This window comes from Rhodococcus sp. USK13 (assembly GCF_018343855.1).
Taxonomy (GTDB): domain Bacteria; phylum Actinomycetota; class Actinomycetes; order Mycobacteriales; family Mycobacteriaceae; genus Rhodococcus_F; species Rhodococcus_F oxybenzonivorans.
In genome coordinates this window covers 3,518,137-3,536,371 of sequence record NZ_CP069242.1, presented here as the reverse complement: position 1 = coordinate 3,536,371, position 18,235 = coordinate 3,518,137, and the positions used below count along the sequence as shown (strand labels likewise).

General features: G+C 65.5%; 15 protein-coding genes. 3 read left to right on the top strand and 12 right to left on the bottom strand.

The annotated features are described in order from the left end of the window. Positions 1-34 precede the first annotated feature (34 nt). Both aroA and rsgA read left to right on the top strand, forming a co-directional pair. The gene (aroA, locus tag JQT59_RS18675) at positions 35-1,351 is read left to right on the top strand and encodes a 3-phosphoshikimate 1-carboxyvinyltransferase (RefSeq protein ID WP_213577313.1); all 1,317 of its coding nucleotides are present in this window, start codon (positions 35-37) and stop codon (positions 1,349-1,351) included. After that, positions 1,348-2,337, top strand: coding sequence for a ribosome small subunit-dependent GTPase A (gene rsgA, locus JQT59_RS18670; protein WP_109335200.1), 990 nt, complete (start codon positions 1,348-1,350; stop codon positions 2,335-2,337). The genes aroA and rsgA overlap by 4 nt, the downstream gene beginning before the upstream one ends. Before the next feature lie 34 nt (positions 2,338-2,371). Here rsgA and JQT59_RS18665 read toward each other — a convergent pair whose 3' ends face one another. The 6 genes from JQT59_RS18665 to JQT59_RS18640 form a co-directional block, all read right to left on the bottom strand. Then, positions 2,372-3,610 (bottom strand): fatty acid desaturase family protein, encoded by a 1,239-nt coding sequence (locus JQT59_RS18665; protein WP_213577311.1) that lies wholly within the window; start codon positions 3,608-3,610, stop codon positions 2,372-2,374. Between the two features lie 111 nt (positions 3,611-3,721). Continuing rightward, the gene (locus JQT59_RS18660) at positions 3,722-4,978 is read right to left on the bottom strand and encodes a fatty acid desaturase family protein (RefSeq protein WP_213577309.1); all 1,257 of its coding nucleotides are present in this window, start codon (positions 4,976-4,978) and stop codon (positions 3,722-3,724) included. 64 nt (positions 4,979-5,042) lie between these two features. Further along, the gene (locus JQT59_RS18655) at positions 5,043-6,158 is read right to left on the bottom strand and encodes a ferredoxin reductase (protein ID WP_213577307.1); all 1,116 of its coding nucleotides are present in this window, start codon (positions 6,156-6,158) and stop codon (positions 5,043-5,045) included. 108 nt (positions 6,159-6,266) lie between these two features. Continuing rightward, entirely contained in the window at positions 6,267-6,776 is a 510-nt protein-coding gene (locus JQT59_RS18650) for a DUF6912 family protein (protein WP_213577305.1), read from the bottom strand. 30 nt (positions 6,777-6,806) lie between these two features. Next, complete coding sequence (locus tag JQT59_RS18645) at positions 6,807-8,228, bottom strand: WS/DGAT/MGAT family O-acyltransferase (protein WP_213577303.1); 1,422 nt, start codon at positions 8,226-8,228, stop codon at positions 6,807-6,809. Further along, positions 8,222-8,659 (bottom strand): HAD-IA family hydrolase, encoded by a 438-nt coding sequence (locus JQT59_RS18640; RefSeq protein WP_213577301.1) that lies wholly within the window; start codon positions 8,657-8,659, stop codon positions 8,222-8,224. The genes JQT59_RS18645 and JQT59_RS18640 overlap by 7 nt, the downstream gene beginning before the upstream one ends. Before the next feature lie 104 nt (positions 8,660-8,763). On the opposite strand from JQT59_RS18640, the gene JQT59_RS18635 reads away from it, so the two are divergent. Next, positions 8,764-9,285: an Rv3235 family protein gene (locus JQT59_RS18635; protein ID WP_213577299.1), complete on the top strand. Its 522-nt coding sequence runs from the start codon at positions 8,764-8,766 to the stop codon at positions 9,283-9,285. A gap of 9 nt (positions 9,286-9,294) precedes the next feature. On the opposite strand, the gene secA is transcribed toward JQT59_RS18635, so the two are convergent. The 6 genes from secA to mtrA form a co-directional block, all read right to left on the bottom strand. Then, entirely contained in the window at positions 9,295-12,162 is a 2,868-nt protein-coding gene (gene secA / locus JQT59_RS18630) for a preprotein translocase subunit SecA (protein WP_213577853.1), read from the bottom strand. Positions 12,163-12,313: 151 nt separating this feature from the next. Further along, positions 12,314-12,997, bottom strand: coding sequence for a ribosome hibernation-promoting factor, HPF/YfiA family (hpf, locus tag JQT59_RS18625; protein WP_213577297.1), 684 nt, complete (start codon positions 12,995-12,997; stop codon positions 12,314-12,316). A gap of 212 nt (positions 12,998-13,209) precedes the next feature. Beyond that, the gene (locus JQT59_RS18620; RefSeq protein ID WP_213577295.1) at positions 13,210-13,908 is read right to left on the bottom strand and encodes a ComF family protein; all 699 of its coding nucleotides are present in this window, start codon (positions 13,906-13,908) and stop codon (positions 13,210-13,212) included. Positions 13,909-13,953: 45 nt separating this feature from the next. Then, positions 13,954-15,744, bottom strand: coding sequence for an MtrAB system accessory lipoprotein LpqB (gene lpqB, locus JQT59_RS18615; RefSeq protein WP_213577294.1), 1,791 nt, complete (start codon positions 15,742-15,744; stop codon positions 13,954-13,956). Then, positions 15,741-17,555 (bottom strand): MtrAB system histidine kinase MtrB, encoded by a 1,815-nt coding sequence (mtrB, locus tag JQT59_RS18610; protein ID WP_213577292.1) that lies wholly within the window; start codon positions 17,553-17,555, stop codon positions 15,741-15,743. Before mtrB ends, lpqB begins: the two co-directional genes overlap by 4 nt. Continuing rightward, on the bottom strand, positions 17,552-18,229 hold the full coding sequence (gene mtrA / locus JQT59_RS18605; protein ID WP_213577290.1) for an MtrAB system response regulator MtrA: 678 nt from the start codon (positions 18,227-18,229) through the stop codon (positions 17,552-17,554). The genes mtrB and mtrA overlap by 4 nt, the downstream gene beginning before the upstream one ends. Positions 18,230-18,235: the final 6 nt, after the last annotated feature.

Here is an 18,235-nt window from a genome sequence, read left to right as displayed (position 1 = left end):
CCAGCCGTGCCCCTCACCCCTCGCGTAGGCGAAGATGGAGACCGTGAGCCTGAGCCTGTGGAAAGCCCCCCGCGCCGAAGAGCCTGTCGTTGCGACGGTTGTCCTGCCCGGATCGAAATCCATCACCAACCGTGCACTGATCCTCGCCGCGCTCGCGCAGGGCCCCTCGACTTTGCGCGGTGCGCTCCGCAGTCGCGACACCGACCTCATGATCGACGCTCTCCGCACTCTCGGGATCACTGTCGAAGAGCAGGACGACACCACGACGCTCGAGGTCACCCCCGGACCCCTCCGCGGTGGATCGGTGGAGTGCGGTCTGGCGGGCACGGTCATGCGCTTCTTGCCACCGGTGGCGGCACTCGCGTCGGGCACGGTCCGGTTCGACGGGGACGAACAGGCCCGCACACGCCCCTTGGGCACCATTCTCGACGCGCTGCGCAGCCTGGGCGCGGACATCGACGGGAACGCACTGCCGTTCACGGTCGAAGGCCGCGGCTCGCTCCGAGGCGGACACGTCACGATCGACGCGTCCGGTTCCTCACAATTCGTCTCGGGCCTGCTGCTGTCGGCGGCTGCATTCGACGAAGGTGTCACCGTGCACCACGACGGCAAGTCCGTTCCCTCGATGCCCCACATCGAGATGACCGTCGAGATGCTGCGCGCAGCCGGTGTCGCGGTGTCCACGCCGGCAAGCGGCGGTGACGCCGACACGTGGCGGGTGCGTCCAGGCGTGATCCGGGCCGTCGATTGGGCGATCGAACCGGACCTGTCGAACGCCACGGCCTTCCTCGCGGCGGCCGCCGTCACCGCCGGAGAGGTGACGGTGCCACGCTGGCCCGGCCGCACAACACAGCCCGGTGATGCGATACGCGAGATTCTCCTCGCCATGGGTGCGCAGGTGCGGCTCGACGGCGACGAGTTGACGGTCACCGGACCGGGCACACTGACCGGAATCGACATCGATCTGCACGACGTCGGCGAACTCACTCCCACCGTCGCCGCCCTGGCGGCCCTGGCCGAAGGGCCCTCCCATCTGCGGGGAATCGCGCATCTGCGCGGTCACGAGACCGACCGGCTGGCAGCGCTCTCCACCGAGATCAACGCGCTCGGCGGGAACGTCACCGAGACAGAGGACGGTCTCACCATCGTTCCCACGACGCTGCACGGCGGGACGTGGCACTCCTACGCCGATCATCGGATGGCGACGGCAGGCGCCATCATCGGACTCGTCGTCGACGACATGGCAGTCGAGGACGTGGGCACCACGGCCAAGACGCTGCCGGGCTTCGAAAACCTCTGGGCCGCAATGGTGACCGCAGCTGCGGGCACCGGTCGGAAGGCGAGCTTCTGAGCCGCCGCGAGTACGACGAGTCCGATGTGCGGGTCCGTCCGGGTAGGGGGACGCGGCCGCGGACCAAGACCCGACCGGAGCACCTGAGCGCGGAGTCGGCGATGGTCGTGTCGGTGGACCGGGGACGGTGGGGCTGCGTACTGGGCGGCGATCCAGAGCGCCTGATCGTCACCATGCGCGCCCGAGAATTGGGCCGCACCCCCATCGTGGTGGGAGACCAGGTCAGTGTAGTGGGCGATCTTTCCGGCAAGCCCGACACTCTCGCCAGGATCGTGCGGGTGGCCGAGCGCTCCACCGTTCTGCGCCGGACGGCCGACGACACCGATCCGTACGAGCGGATCGTCGTCGCCAACGCCCAGCAGTTGCTGATCGTGGTCGCGCTCGCCGATCCCCCACCGCGCACCGGTTTCGTCGAGCGCGCGCTGGTCGCCGCCTATGTCGGCGGGTTGAACCCCATCATCTGCCTCACCAAGAGTGACCTCGAGCCGCCCGAGGAATTCGCGAGCGCTTTCGCGGATCTCGATGTTCCCGTGGTGGTCGCCGGACGAGACGATCCCGTCGACGACGTCATGACCATGTTGTCGGGAAAGCTCACCGCACTGATCGGTCATTCCGGTGTGGGCAAGTCCACGCTGGTCAACCGGCTCGTTCCGGATGCCGATCGGGCGGTGGGTGTGGTGTCCGGGGTCGGGAAAGGGCGGCACACCTCGACACAATCCGTGGCGCTGTCCCTACCGACGAGTGGATGGGTGATCGACACCCCCGGAATCCGGTCGTTCGGGCTTGCCCACATCTCCCCCGAGAATGTGGTGGCCGCCTTCTCCGACCTGGCCGCGGCGATCGAAGACTGCCCGCGCGGGTGCACCCATCTGGGCCCGCCCGCCGATCCGGAGTGCGCGCTCGATCAGCTCGAAGGGAAAGCGGCCCGACGCGTCGACGCGGTCCGCCACCTCCTCACCGCGATCGCTTCCAACGAAGCGTGGTGACGAAGGGGCGAACCGCGCCCGGTGAAAACTTCTTCTAGCGCGACAACAGCGCACGCAGGCCGCGGCGCCCGCGTGAGCGCTGGATCGCGCTGCGGAGCCCCTGCCGACGACCGGTCACGGGATCGATTGTGGCTGTGGTCTTTCCACCGAACTTGCGCTCCGACGCGGTTTCCGGTGCGTCGTCCGCCGTGGCCTTGAGGTACTTGTTCGGCAGCGACAACTTGGCGATGGTGCGCCACGACTTCGCGTACTGCACGAGGAACGGTCCCGTCGTATACGGCAGGTCGTACTTGTCGCACAGCTCACGCACGCGGACCGCGATCTCGGCGTAGCGGTTGCTCGGCAGATCGGGGAACAGGTGATGCTCGATCTGGTAGCTGAGGTTGCCGGACATGAAGTCCATGACCTTGCCGCCCTCGATGTTTGCGCTACCGAGCATCTGGCGCAGGTACCACTCGGCGGGCGTTTCCTTGTCGATGTCCGCCTTGGTGAACTTCTCTGCACCGTCCGGGAAGTGACCGCAGAAGATGATGGCGTTGGTCCACACATTGCGGATCATGTTGGCGCTGACGTTGGCCGTCAGCGTGCTCTTCCACGCCGGGCCGGTAATCGCCGGGTGCACGACATAGTCCTTGAGGATCTGCTTGCCGATCTTTTCGCCGACCTCGCGGAGCTTGCGCTGAGTCTCCTCCTTCGGCACGCGCCCCTTGGCGACCTTGCCGAGCTCGAGGTGCTGGGCCGCAATGCCGTATTCGAAGAACAGTGCCAGCAAGGTGTTGTACACGAGGTTGCCGGCATTGAACGGCTTCCACCGCTGATCACGGGTGACACGCAGCAGCCCGTATCCCACGTCGTCGTCCATACCGAGGACGTTGGTGTACTTGTGGTGAATGTAGTTGTGGGTCTGCTTCCAATGGGCGGACGGCCCCGTGACGTCCCACTCCCACGACGTGGAGTGGATCTCCGGGTCGTTCATCCAGTCCCACTGGCCGTGCATCACGTTGTGGCCGAGTTCCATGTTCTCGATGATCTTCGAGAGGGCGAGCATGGCGGTGCCCGCCAACCAGGCCGGGCGGCGTTTGCTCGCGAAGAGAACGGCCCGGCCACCGATTTCGAGCGACCGCTGCAACCGAATGGTATTGCGGACGTACCGTGCGTCACGTTCGCCGCGGGATTCCTCGATATCGCGCCTGATCGCATCCAGCTCGCGTCCGAGCGCCTCGATGTCGGCTTCGGTGAGATGTGCGTATTCCTTGACGTCTGCAATCGCCATGGGGAACCTCCTCCTGGCTGGGTCGACAGTTCACACCCGTAGGCGCTGACATGACCTACCGTACCGTAAGTTACGACACCGTAGGTTACCTCAGCGTAGGTGTGATGGGAATCACCGTCGACGGCGAGGAATCTTGGCCTCCGCGCGGGCCCGGAGGGCCGACAGCAGACCTCGGCGCTGCCCCGTCACAGGATCCGTACGCAGCGTTTCGACCATGGCGGCACCAGCGTCGCGAGCGTCGCGGAACTTGCGCTCCGAGGAGGTCTCCGGAGCGTCGTCCGCCGTCGCCTTGAGCATCCAGTCGGGTAGCGCAAGTTTGTGGATGGTGCGCAGCGCCAGCAGGTACTGCTTGGCCAGCGAGCCCGTCGTGTAGGGCAGGTCGTACTTCTCACACAGCGCCCGCACCTTCACCGCGATCTCGGGGTAGCGGTTGCTGGGCAGATCCGGGAACAGGTGATGCTCGATCTGGTAGCTGAGGTTCCCGCTCATGAAACCCATGACCTTACCGGAATCGAAATTGGCGCTCCCGAGCATCTGTCGCAGGTACCACTCGTGCCGGGTTTCGTTCTCGTACTCCTCCACGGTGAACTTCTCGGCACCGTCCGGGAAATGGCCACAGAAGATCACCACGTACGCCCACAGGTTGCGGACCAGATTGGCGGTGGCGTTCGCCGACAACGTCGACTTCCATGCGGGTCCCGCGAGCACCGGGAAGAGAAGGAAATCCTTGCCGACCTGACGGAAGATCTTGCGTGCGAAATCCTTGTTCGCCTGCGAGTTGAGCTGACCCTTCTCCACACCCTCGAGCTCGGCCGCGAACGTGAGGTCGTGCAGCGCGATACCCCATTCGAAGGTAGCTGCCAGAACGATATTCGCGATCGGCTGCAGCAGATTGATCGGCCGCCACTCCTCGTCGCGGGTCATCCTGAGAATGCCGAAACCCACATCGGAGTCCATTCCCACGATGTTGGTGAACGTGTGGTGGGAGTAGTTGTGGGCGCGCTTCCAATGCTCCGACGGACCCGTCTGGTCCCACTCCCAGGACATCGAGTGGATCTCCGGATCGTTCATCCAGTCCCACTGGCCGTGCATCACGTTGTGGCCGAGTTCCATGTTCTCGATGATCTTCGAGAGGGACAGCATGGCGGTGCCGGCGAGCCAGGCCGGGCGGTACTTGCTTCCGAACAACGCGAGCCGGCCACCGAGCTCCAGCAGCCGCTGGGTCCGGATCGCTCGGCGAATGTAGCGGGCGTCGCGAACGCCTCGCGAATCCTCCACATCGAGCCGAATCGCGTCCAGCTCCCGCCCGAGCGATTCGATGTCCGCTTCGGTGAGGTGTGTGAATTCTTTGATGTCGGTGATTGCCACCGTGCTCCTCCGTCTGGTCAGAGACTCCGAGAATAGCCGAGACAGATGAACAACACGCCGACGCTTACGCGTCGAGTGTGCAGTCGCCCGCCGCGGACGAGATGCACGTCTGGACGCGGTCTCCCTCGGCGTGCTGCTTCCCGGACCTCAGATCGATGGCATGTCCCGACAGAATCGGCACGACGCAGGTCTGGCAGATACCCATCCGGCAGCCGAAGGGCAGCAGTGCCCCGGCCTTCTCGCCGGCCTCGAGCAGGGTGGTGGCGCCGTCGATCGTCATCACTTTGTCCGCTTTGGCGAAGGTCACGGTGCCGCCTTGACCCGAGGTGTCCGCCCGGGAGACCGCGAACCGTTCGAGGTGCAAGCGATCCTCGATGTCCTCGTCCCGCCACAGCGTCTCGATTTCGTCCAGCATCGGCAGCGGCCCGCAGGCCCACGTCTGCCGCTCCCGCCAGTCCGGACACACGTCGTCGAGGGAGGACAGCGCAAACTTGCCTTCGGTGCGGGTGAGCTGGATCTTGCACCGGAAGTCGTCGTGTTCGTCGTGCAGGCGGGTCAGTTCCTCCGCGAACATGACGTCGGCATCGGTGGGCGCCGAGTGGACGTGGAACACGTCGGGAAGCTGGCCGCGGCGGTTCATCGTGCGCAGCATGGCCATGACCGGAGTGATTCCGCTGCCGGCGGTGAGGAACAGGATGCGCTCCGGCGGGGGGTCGGGCAGGGCGAAGTTCCCGGTAGGCGTCGCGAGTCGCACGATCGTCCCGGACGGCACGCCGTTGACGAGGTGACTGGACAGGAATCCCTCGGGCATCGCCTTGACCGCAATAGAGATGAGCTTGTCGTCCCAGTTGGGCGGGGAGGTGAGCGAATACGAACGCCAGTGCCATCGGCCGTCCACGTGAAGTCCGATGCCGATGTACTGACCGGGCTCGTAGTTGAAGTCGAATCCCCAGCCGGGCTTGATGACGATCGTGGCGGAATCGGCCGTCTCGGCGCGCACGTCGACGATCTGGCCGCGCAGCTCCCTGGCCGACCACAGCGGATTGGCCAGATGTAGATAATCGTCCGGGAGCAACGGCGTCGTGAGCCGTGCGGCCGCACCACGCAACCAATTGAGTTTGGACCGCTTGGCGGGCACCACCGCTGCTGCGGGCGCCTCGATCCAATCCTTCAGACCCATCAAACCTCCACCTGTCTCATCGTGACCTACGCTACCGTAGGTTACCGACTTACGGTACCGTAGGTTACCTCGAGGTAGGGATGCGGTCCTCCCGGGACGACCCTGAGGTCAGAGCAATTCCAGGAGAAAAGAAATCTCCTGGGTGGCATACCACGCGAGCACGTGATCCTCGGCGTCGCCGAGCACGAATTCCGCATCCGGGTCGCCGAGGTCCGCCTCGTCGATCGCCGCGACGGCCCGCTCGATGTCCGGTTCGGCCTCCGCCAGATCGACATGGACCGACGCCACCTGAGCGAGAGTCACCGGCCCCGGTAACCGCACCACGGCATCGTCGAGATCGGGGCGCGGCGTGACGTCGTCCACGTCTGCTGCCACGACCACCCGCCGGAAACGGACGCCGTCGCCGCCCTCCGCCAACCGGCCCGCGATCAACCGGAGCGAAGCCCGCGCGGCCTCACCCATCGCCACCTCGGCCAGCTCCTCGTCGTCGCCCGACGAGTAAGCCTCACGCAGGGTGGCGGTCACAGCGAACGCGGTCCGGCTCATCGGATCGAACTTCGACTCGGTCACCAGCTCGTGCAAAATTTCGATCGTCGCGGGAACGTACACCCTCGTCATGTGTCACCCGTCATTCGCAACGCGGACTTCTCACCGGCTGGCATCCAACAACTCCTCGAGAGATTGGTACAGCAGCGCCGCCACCACGTCCACATCGGCCATCGCATCACGGTCTGCATTCAAACCGTAGTAGACGTTGCCGTCGTAAGAGGTCAGCGCAATGCTCAATGTCTGATTTTTCAGAAGCGGCGACACCGGGTACATCTCGAGCATGCGCGCTCCGCCGACGTACAGCGGCATCTGCGGACCGGGCGCATTGGTGATCATCAGATTGAACATCCGCTGCGAGAAGCTGCTCGCCGCACGGGCACTCATCGCGTGCAGGGTGGCAGGCGCGAACCCGGACAGCCGCACGAGCGTCTGAGCCGTCACGCGCCGACTCTGCTTCGCGTGCGCCTCCATCGCATGCGCCACGTGTGAGAGTCGCACCACCGCATTCGGTTCCCCCACGGGCAGGTCGATGAGAAACGACGACACCATGCTCCGCGGATCCGACCACTCACCACGCTGGCCCAGGTCTACGTCCGTGTCGGGGTCGACGTACACCGACATCGGTACCATGGCGCGCACCGTGGTCGATTCGGCGACCGGCTCGCCGCGCGAGAGCAACCAGTTCCGCAGGGCACCCGACACCACGGCGAGGATGACGTCGTTGACCTCGCACCCATACCGTGCGCGGATCTTTCGGTAATCCCCCAGTTCGGTCTTGACCACGGCGAAGCGCCGGTTACGGGAGATGGTCGCATTCAGCGGGGTCGCGGGCGCGACCTGTGTGGCGGTACGCACCACAGCGGCCAACTTCCCCACCGCGCGCACGGTCTCGCCGAACGCAGACGCCATGCCGCTCAGGGTCATTCGCAACGACGCCAGCCCCTCCCCGGGCCGCGCCAGGATGTCGGCGAGGGCGCCGGCGACGAGGGTGGTCTCGCTCGGCTCCGGGCTGGGCATCCACAATTCCTCCGCCATGGGTCTGCGTGTCTTCGCCGAATCGAGAATGACCTGACCGATTTCGGGTGCCGTCTCCCCGTCGACGAGGGAGGAATGCGACTTGGTGAAGATCGCAAAGCGGTTGTTCGACAAGCCCTCCACCAAGTACATCTCCCACAGGGGGCGGGTGTTGTCGAGAGGCCGCGACGTGAGGCGCGCGACCAGATCATGTAGCTGCGCGTCCGAACCCGGCTTCGGCAACGCCGATCGCCGGACGTGGTACTCGATGTCGAAATCCTGATCGTCCACCCACACCGGACGTGACAATCCCAACGCCACCTCCCGCACCTTCTGCCGGTACCGCGGCACCAGACTCAGGCGTTCCTCGACGAGACGAAGTAACTCCTCGTAGGACAACCCATTTCGGGGCTTGCGGAAGATGGCGAGCGAACCGACGTGCATCGGCGTGCTACTTGCCTCGAGAAAATAGAACGACGCGTCCTGCGTTGTCAGTCTCGTCACCATGTCGACGCCTGTTCCCCTTGCATTCCGTCTCGATCCACGTCGAGAAGCACCGCCAGCTCGCTCGCGGTCACCACGCCGTCGACGTGGTGCACACCCACCATCCCGACAGCCACCGCACCGCGAACGTTGACCGCCAGGTCGTCGACGAAGATACAGTCCCGCGGTTCCAAACCGAGCACTTCGGCCGTCAACCGGTATATGCGCGGATCGGGCTTGGCCACACCGACATCGCCGGACAGCACCACCCGGTCGACCAGCCGGCCGTCACCGAGTTTCCGCAACCACTCACCCCCGGGACCGCCGGGGTCGTTACTCAGGATCGCGGTCCGGACGCCGCGACGCCGCGCGTCGGCGAGGACCGCCGACAGCCCGTCGAAGTCCGAACCGGGGCCCACGAGCACACCACCGACGTCCACAATCAATCCCCGCACGACCCCACCCTAAGGTTCCCTGCGTGGTTCGGCGACACGACCGTTGAATCCGTGCAAGGATGGCCGCTACGACGGCCGTCTCATGCCGAAACCGGGGGGAAGAAATGAGTGAGTCCTACACGTTCCTGTCACGCGTGCCCAACTACGAACCGGCGGCCGGTGAGGCGCTGGGCGCGGCCGGTCCGGCCGTATTGTCCGGCACCCGGCGAGCACCGGGTCGGGGCCGTCACTCCTCACCGGCGCGTAGCTCGGCGCACTCCGGCACCTCGCCGCGCTCCTCGCCCGACGTCACTCGTCCTCGCGCCGCACCCGACGCACAGCGCTTCACCGAACACGCATTCCGGCTGGTGCTGGAAGTACTGGATCGGCGGCGCAACGTGCGGCAGCTGCGGCCCGTGATCGTTCCCTCACTGCTGGACGTGGCACGGACTCTCGCTCTTGCCGAGTCACCGTCGAGACGGCTCGGAGTGGCAACCCTGCTCCGTGTCCACCTTCGGGTACTCGACGACAACACACTCGAGGCCTTCGGCACCTACGGACGGGGACCGCGGGTGTTCGTGATAGCAGCCCGTGTCGAACGGAAATCCGACACGGGCTGGATCGTCACCTCAATGGTGGTCGGCTGACGAAGCGGCTCAGCGCTTGCGCTTGGACCGCGGCGCCTTCTTACCCTTCGACTGCGACCGTGCAGCATCACGTCGCTGGCGCCGGGTTCCCGGGTCCGAGTTGGTGTCGCTGCCGGTGCCGCGGCGGCTGAGCTGGGCGTTGCCGTCCTCCGCCGGACCCGAATAGGTCAGACCACGCGGCTCCGCCTCGTCCAGTCCCTTCGCGCGCAGGGCAGACGGTGCAGCGGTGCCCTGAGCCTGACGTGCCGCCTCCTGGGTGGGCAGCGGCCGGCCAGGAGCGGGCGTCGGCGAACCAGACGCCGTCGCGGCCGCCGAGGACGCCGTCACATTGACGCCGGGGGCGGCCGCCTGCTGCGGCGCAGCGGCCTCGACCTGCAGATTGAACAGGAATCCGACCGACTCCTCCTTCAGGCCCTCGAGCATGCCGGTGAACATGTCGAAACCCTCGCGTTGGTACTCGACCAGCGGGTCGCGCTGCGCCATCGCACGCAGACCGATTCCCTCTTTGAGGTAATCCATTTCATACAGGTGCTCGCGCCACTTGCGGTCGAGCACACTCAGCAGCACCCGCCGCTCGAGTTCGCGCATGGCACCCGCACCGGCTGCGGCGTCGATTTCTGCTTCCCGGCGTGCATACGCCTGGTGTGCATCCTCGAGAAGCATCTCGCGGAGTTCGTCGCTGGTGACGTCCTTCACCTCACCGTCGGAGCCGTCTCCGACGATTTCCTTGTAGTCGAGGCCGATCGGGTAGAGCGTCTTCAGCGCGGTCCACAGCTGTTCGAGATCCCAGTCCTCGACGTACCCCTCGGAAGTGGCACCGTCGACGTACGCGGTGACCACGTCCGTGATCATCTTCTCGACCTGGCCCTCCATGTCCTCGCCTTCGAGGATCTGGCGGCGCTCCTTGTAGATGACCGTGCGCTGCTGATTCATCACCTCGTCGTACTTGAGAACGTTCTTCCGGATCTCGAAGTTCTGCTGCTCCACCTGCGTCTGTGCACTCTTGATGGCCTTCGAGACCATTTTCGCCTCGATCGGAACGTCGTCGGGCAGGTTGAGCCGGGTCATGATCGACTCGAGCGCCGCGCCGTTGAACCGTCGCATCAACTCGTCACCGAGCGAGAGGTAGAACCGTGACTCGCCCGGATCGCCCTGACGTCCGGAGCGACCACGAAGCTGGTTGTCGATTCGCCGGGACTCGTGCCGCTCGGTACCGAGTACGTACAGTCCGCCCGCTTCCCGGACCTTGTCCGCATCGGCTTTCACCTCCGCCTTGACCTGCTCGAGAACCTCGTCCCACGCCGCCTCGTATTCCTCGGGCGTGTGGACGGGATCGAGTCCCCGCTTGCGCAGGGCGATGTCCGCGATGATGTCGGGGTTGCCGCCGAGCACCACGTCGGTTCCACGACCGGCCATGTTGGTTGCCACGGTGACAGCCCCGGACCGGCCTGCCTCGGCGATGATGGTGGCTTCCTGCTCGTGGAACTTCGCGTTCAGCACGTTGTGCGGCACGCCCCGCTTGGTGAACTGCTTCGACAGATACTCGGACCGCTCGACGCTCGTGGTGCCGATCAGGACGGGCTGCCCCTTCTCGTGCCGCTCCACCACATCGTCGACCACGGCGTCGAACTTGGCCTCTTCGGTCTTGTAGATGAGGTCACCGTTGTCGACGCGGACCATCGGCCGGTTGGTGGGGATCGGGATGACACCGAGGTTGTAGATCTGGTGCAGCTCAGCGGCCTCGGTTTCGGCGGTACCCGTCATGCCCGACAACTTGTCGTACAGCCGGAAGTAATTCTGCAGCGTGATCGTGGCGAGCGTCTGATTCTCGGCCTTGATCTCCACCTTCTCCTTGGCTTCGATCGCCTGGTGCATGCCCTCGTTGTAGCGGCGACCGACGAGGACACGACCGGTGAACTCGTCGACGATGATCACTTCGCCGTCGCGGACGATGTAGTCCTTGTCCTTCGTGTAGAGCTCCTTCGCCTTGATGGCGTTGTTGAGGTAGCTCACGAGCGGCGAGTTGGCAGCCTCGTACAGGTTGTCGATACCGAGCTGGTCCTCGACGAGCTCGACGCCCGCTTCGTGCACACCGATCGTGCGCTTGCGGATGTCGACTTCGTAGTGGACGTCTCGCTTCAGCATCGGCGCGATACGCGCGAACTCCGCATACCACTTACTCGACGCATCGGCGGGTCCGGAAATGATGAGGGGGGTTCGGGCCTCGTCGATCAGGATGGAGTCGACCTCGTCGACGACGGCGAAGGCATGACCACGCTGAACGAGATCGTCCAGCGAGTGCGTCATGTTGTCGCGCAGGTAGTCGAATCCGAACTCGTTGTTCGTGCCGTAGGTGATGTCTGCGGCATAGGCCGCGCGCCGCTCGGCGGGAGACATTCCGGACAGGATCACGCTCGTCTCCATACCCAGGAAACGGTGAACTCGTCCCATCCACTCCGAGTCGCGCTTGGCGAGGTAGTCGTTGACCGTCACGACGTGGACGCCGTCGCCGGCGATGGCATTGAGATAGGCGGGCAGAACGCAGGTGAGGGTCTTGCCTTCACCGGTCTTCATTTCGGCGATGTTGCCGAAGTGCAGCGCAGCCCCACCCATGATCTGCACATGGAAGTGCCGCTGGTCGATGACGCGCCACGACGCCTCGCGGGCCACCGCGAACGCCTCGGGGAGCAACTCGTCGAGCGATTCACCGTCGCGGTATCGCGAGCGGAACTCGTCGGTCTTCGCCCGCAACTGCTCGTCGGTCAGGTCTTCGACCTCGGACGACAGCGAGGAAACGTGGTCGGCGATGTGCTTGAGCCGCTTGACCATGCGACCTTCACCAACACGGAGCAGCTTGGATAGCGACAGCGACGGCACAGTCTTGTTCGTCCTCAATCTTCGGCGGTGGGTGGGTGACACACAAAATCCGGCCGGAGGTCCGAGAACCCCGGCCGGATTCCATGGTAGGCGCTCTTCGGTGCGGACGAGTAGACCGACCGCTCACACCGTCACGTGGGACGAGTGCAGATCACGCCAGGCGGATGAGTCCGTAGTCGAACGCGTGCCGCCGGTAGACGACGGAAGGCTTGTCCGACTCCTTGTCGTGGAACAGGAAAAAATCGTGTCCTACCAGCTCCATCTCGTACAGAGCGTCGTCGATGGTCATCGGTGTGGCCTTGTGTTCCTTGGTCCGCACCACCTGACCCGGCCTGTGCTCGTGCGACTGCGATTCCTGGCCGTCGAGGGAGATGTCGGGGTTGATACCGAGACTCTCGTCCTCGGCGAGTGCAGCAGTGGCCTCTGCCACCGATACCGGGGTCTTCTCCCCGTAATGGACCTTCTTTCGGTCCTTGGTGCGGCGGAGCCTGCTCTCGAGCTTCGCGGTGACCGACTCGAATGCTGCATAGAAACTGTCGGCCGACGCTTCGGCTCGGGCTACCGGCCCTTTGCCTCGGGCAGTGATCTCGACGCGCTGGCAGCTCTTCCTCTGGCGTCGATTGCGTTCGTGCTGTAGTTCGACATCGAACAGGAAAATGGAGGGGTCGAAGCGCTCGAGGCGCGACAGCTTCTCGGAGACGTACACACGAAAGTGGTCGGGAACCTCGACGTTGCGTCCCTTGACGACAATATCGGCGCTAGGGGCATCGGTCTTCTCTTGTGCATCCGTGGTGCGTTCGTCGATGAAAACCGAAGCTTGCGAAGGGGTCGTCACTCGTACCTCCCGATTACGGCCCCGCCCCGAAATGGGCGGCGGCGGATTTGAGCAATGCCGGGAAGGGGTCCGCCCGGCACCAGGTTCGAAGTACCACCTCCTACCTGTGTTTCGGGTGTGTCCGCGACGCTAGTACGTAACTCGCGCGAGTGCCACTGTTCGGCGCAATTTCATACGACCGACACCGAGATTGTCGCGGCCTCGCCGCGAGGTCAGCCGACACCGGCCAGGACTACCACCGAGGAAACCGGAATGCCGGCGCCGGACAGCACCCGGATCGACTCGGCCGCGGTCGCCCCCGTGGTCGAGACGTCGTCGATCAGGACTACCGTCTTACGTTGCGCCGCAGACCTTTCCGAACACAAATGCTGTGCGAATCGGTGGCCGCGCGGGGTGAGGAGAACACCACCCTCGAGGTTTACTCTACGTTGATCCGCGGACAGTCCGACGGAATCACGCACCCCTCTGCGCATGGCCAGCGCCGGACACACCCGCGACGCTCCCACCGCGGCGACAGCGATCCGGGTTACGGGGTCGCCACCCCGCATCCTGGCCGCCCGCGAACGAGTGGGAGCGGGGACGAGGACCACCGGCGCGACCTCGGGCGGCGCCAGTTCACCCCACTGGTGCAGCCGCGCGAGTGCGCCCGCGACAGCGGAACCGAGCGGCACCGCGAGGTCGCGTCGGCCCCGTTCCTTCGCAGCGATCACCGCCCGGCGACGTGGACCCGAATACGGACCCAACGCCCACACCGCAACTCCCGGATCGACCCGCGGCTGCAGGAGAATCGGATCGTCCGCCAACTCGGCGGCGCAGCCCTGGCACCATTGCGTACCCGGATCTGCGCACCCACCGCATTCTGCCGGCAGAATCAGATCGAGCAGCGTCCGTGAGCCGGGCAGTATGCGCATGCCGTCATCTTCCGCACCCCCACCGACAGACTCGCCCCGCCGGAATCAGCCCGGCAGAATCGGTATCGCTTTCACGCCCGTCAGCCCGGGAACCTCTCGCCAGTACCGATCCCCCGCCGGATCGTTGTTGTTCAACTGGAAGACGGCGCGCGAATCGGCGACGAACTCCGTCGTCGTCGAGGCGTCCACAGCCACCACCGGGGCCGTGAGGTTACGGCTCGGCAGGGCGTCCATCCGTGAGCCGTCGACCGCGATCTGCACCACCGGAATATCCGAGGCCGCACGTGCGACGACGATCGTGTCACTCGTGCTCCAGTCGAGCGACAGAGCCGGACTTCCGAGGCCGATCGCCACCGCGCGCGGGTTGGTGAGGGCGTACCCGCCACCGGGCTTCTGGGCCACGATGGCCAAATACACCTTGCCGTCCACGATGAGCGCCGCACGCACACCGTCGCGAGAGAGCCGAAGCTCGGTGATGGTAGACCCCAGCGCCGTGACGGCACCCACATCCACGTTCTCGACCGAGGTCCGCCCTGTTCCGGGCTCGCGCAGCACCCGGATCACGGCATTGCCGTTGACCGCCGCCCAGATCGCCGAGTTGTCGGGCGCCCACGTCGGACGGGTTATCGCGCCCCCTTCGAGCACGGACGCCGCCCCGTCTTCATAGGCGCCGACCATCAGGGCGCTCGCCGGCTCGGGCGGTGGACGTCCGGTGTCCGCGACGGCGGCCACGAGTTTGCCGTCCTGCGACAGCGCGAGAGAACGCATGTTCCGCGCCGAACCGAAGTATCCCGGCACCGGGGTCACCCCGGTCTCGGTGACACTCACCATCGACCCGTCGCGGAGGGCATGCAGACCCACTGTGGCACTCGAGGTCGCGAACGGATTCATCGACGCGACGTCGGCGGTGGTCCAGCCGTTGGGGAAACGATCGTCGAAGGGCTCACCGTCCGCGAGCAGCACGTAGGGACCGGAGATTTCCGCGTTCGCGAGGGTCCAGATCACCTGCGCCGCAAACAAACCCTTCGCTTGCTGATCCATCGGCCGTACACCGGAGAAGTCGATCCGGATGCCCCCTAGCCCCACACCCACCTGAGCGGTGCGCCCGTCCGCCTTCGTGATCGGTCCCCGGATCGACACACCCTCGCCGAGCTCGTTACGCACGGCCGGGGCGAGTGCCGACTTCGGCCCGTCGATCAGCAGACCCATCAATTGGGCCGCCATCTGATCCTGCGCGCCCGACACCCAGCGTGGATCCGGCACCACCGTCGTCCCGGCAGGGTCGAGGAAGTACAGCGATTTCCGTTGATAGGTGTTGAGGAACTGGGCCCGGTCGAGAATCACCCCGGACGGCAGCTCCGAGATCCGCCACTCCCCGCCCTGCATCTCCAGACTGATCTTCGTCTCGAAACTTCCCTCTTCTGCGACGTACAGTCCGCCCGGTTCCAGTTGCCCCACCTTGTTGGCACGGATGGTGTAGGTCGCGCGATCGGTAGACCGGGCCTCGGGCAGAACGTCGACCTTGTCGACGATGGTGGCGCTCGCCGCATCGTCCCACCTGCCGGACACCCCGGGGGTGAGGAACTGCCGTGCAGCAAGGTGGCGGCTCGACGGATCGGTGCTGGCCTTGAAGAAGTCGCGCAAGAGTAGGTCCGGTTCCCTGCCCGGTGCAGGTGCGGCCACGCTCGATCCCGGCGAATCGCGGTTAATGGTGCCGATCGCCTGGGGTGTCGACGAATCCGGCAGGCTGGCACATCCACCGACCGTGACCAGCACGGCTCCCACCACAGCAGCCCAGATCGACCGGATCACGGGCGACGACGCCGAGCGCATCATCCGTCCCGCTCCGTTGTATGCGACCCTTCACGATCGCCGACGTGGGCACTCTCGCGCTCGCGTGGCCCGGGGGGCCCTGAGTGTTCAGGCAACTCGCGTTTCTGCGGCACGGTCCGGGATTCGTCGACGGCGGTTTCGGGGCTGTCGTTACGCAGCGGCATCGACGTGTCCCCCGGGAAAGGCTGTCCCTGAACGTATTTGCCGGTGCCGGGTTTGAGCGGCAGCGGACTCGAGACCACCTTCCGGCCCCGCACCCTCGGCAACGTCAACCGGAAGCAAGCCCCCTGGCCGGGCTCACCCCACGCCTCGAGCCGGCCGTCGTGCAGGTTCGCGTCCTCGACACTGATGGCCAGTCCGAGTCCGGTGCCGCCCGAGCGGCGCACTCGCGAGGGGTCCGACCGCCAGAACCGATTGAACACAAGTTTCTCCTCGCCCGGCCGCAACCCGACACCTTGGTCACGCACGATGAACGCTGCGGCGCTGTCGTCGGCACGCAGACGCAACAGCACCGGTTTGCCCTCTCCGTGGTCGATGGCATTGGCGAGGAGGTTGCGCAGTATCCGTTCGACGCGGCGCGGATCCACCTCCGCCATGACAGCCTGGTCCGGCAGGTCGACGATCAGTTCCGTCCCGCTCTCGCGCGCAAGGTGCCGCACCGTGGACACGGCGGCTCGCGCGCACATCCGCAGGTCCAGTTGCTCGGCCGCCAGCTCCGCGACACCGGCGTCGTGGCGGCTGATCTCGAGCAGATCGACCAAGAGGCCCTCGAACCGGTCCAGTTCAGCGACGAGTAGCTCGGAGGAGCGCCGGAGCACGGGGTCGAGTTCGTCGCTGCCGTCGTGGATGAGATCGGCCGCCATCCGCACGGTGGTGAGCGGCGTGCGCAGCTCGTGGCTGATATCCGAGGTGAAGCGCTTCTGCAGGTTGCCGAACTCCTCCAGCTGGGTGATCTGCTTGGACAGACTTTCTGCCATCTCGTTGAACGACATCGCCAGCCGGGCCATGTCGTCCTCACCGCGCACGGGCATGCGCTCCTTCAGACGGCCGTCGGCGAACCGCACCGCGATCCGGGAGGCGGACCGAATCGGGAGGACCACCTGCCGGGCCACGAGGAGCGCGATGGCCGCCAGGAGCACGGCAAGCACCGCGCCACCGACGAGCAGAGTCCCGCGTACCAGCGACAGGCTGCGGTCCTCGCTCGCCAACGGGAAGATGAGATACAGCTCGAGTGTCGAGATGGCCGAGGCCGTCGGGCTTCCGACGATCAGCGCGGGGCCGGAGTATCCCTCAGGGTCGTTCACGGTGGCGAACTGGTAGCTCACCTGACCCGCCTGCACGAACGCCCGCAGCGACTCCGGTATCTGATCCGCAGGACCACTCGAGGTCGGCGCGCGCGACCCGTCACCGGGCACGATCAGCACCGGGTCGAATGTGCCTGCCGATCCGGAATCCTGACCGGCGTCCGGCTCCCTGTTGGTGAGTGCAGCGCGGGCACCGTCGAGCTGTGTGGTGGGCGAACTGGTGTCTTCGGCCCCGGCCAGCTGCCCTTCGACCGTGCTCCGAGCGCGGTCCATCTCCTCGGTCGCGGCGTTGATCTTCGTCTCGAGCAGCCGATCGGTGATCTGGCTGGTGAGCACGACTCCGAGGACGACGATGACGATGAGCGACAACGTCAGCGTCGACACGACCACTCTCAACTGCAGCGAGCGACGCCACGTGTGCGCGAGGGTATTACTCAGTGAGTGACCCCACCGAAGGATCGGCGATACGCGTCGGTTGACACGACGCCGCCATCGGGAAACACCTGTCACGGCGGTCCGGCCTTGTAGCCGACCCCCCTGACCGTCAAAACCACTTCGGGATTCTCGGGATCAGTCTCGACTTTGGCGCGCAGACGCTGAACGTGCACGTTGACCAGTCGGGTATCGGCTGCATGACGGTAACCCCACACCTGCTCGAGCAGAACCTCACGGGTGAACACCTGCCGCGGCTTGCGGGCCAGCGCAACCAGGAGATCGAATTCGAGGGGTGTGAGGGAAATCAGGTCTTCGCCCCGGCTCACCTTGTGAGCGGGAACATCGATGACGATGTCGGCGATGCTGAGCAGTTCGGCAGGTTCGTCCTCGGTCCGGCGAAGCCGCGCGCGAACCCTCGCCACCAGCTCCTTCGGCTTGAACGGCTTCATGATGTAGTCGTCCGCGCCGGATTCCAATCCCAGAACCACGTCGACAGTGTCCGTCTTCGCCGTCAGCATCACGATCGGCACACCGGAGTCGGCGCGGAGCACCCGGCACACGTCGATACCGTTCATCCCGGGCAGCATCAGGTCGAGTAACACCAGGTCCGGGCGAGTCTCCCGGACTGCGGTGAGCGCCTGGGTCCCGTCCCCCACCACGTACGGGTCGAAACCTTCGCCGCGGAGAACGATCGTGAGCATCTCCGCGAGCGCAGTGTCGTCGTCGACAACCAGAATCCTTGGCTTCATGTCCCT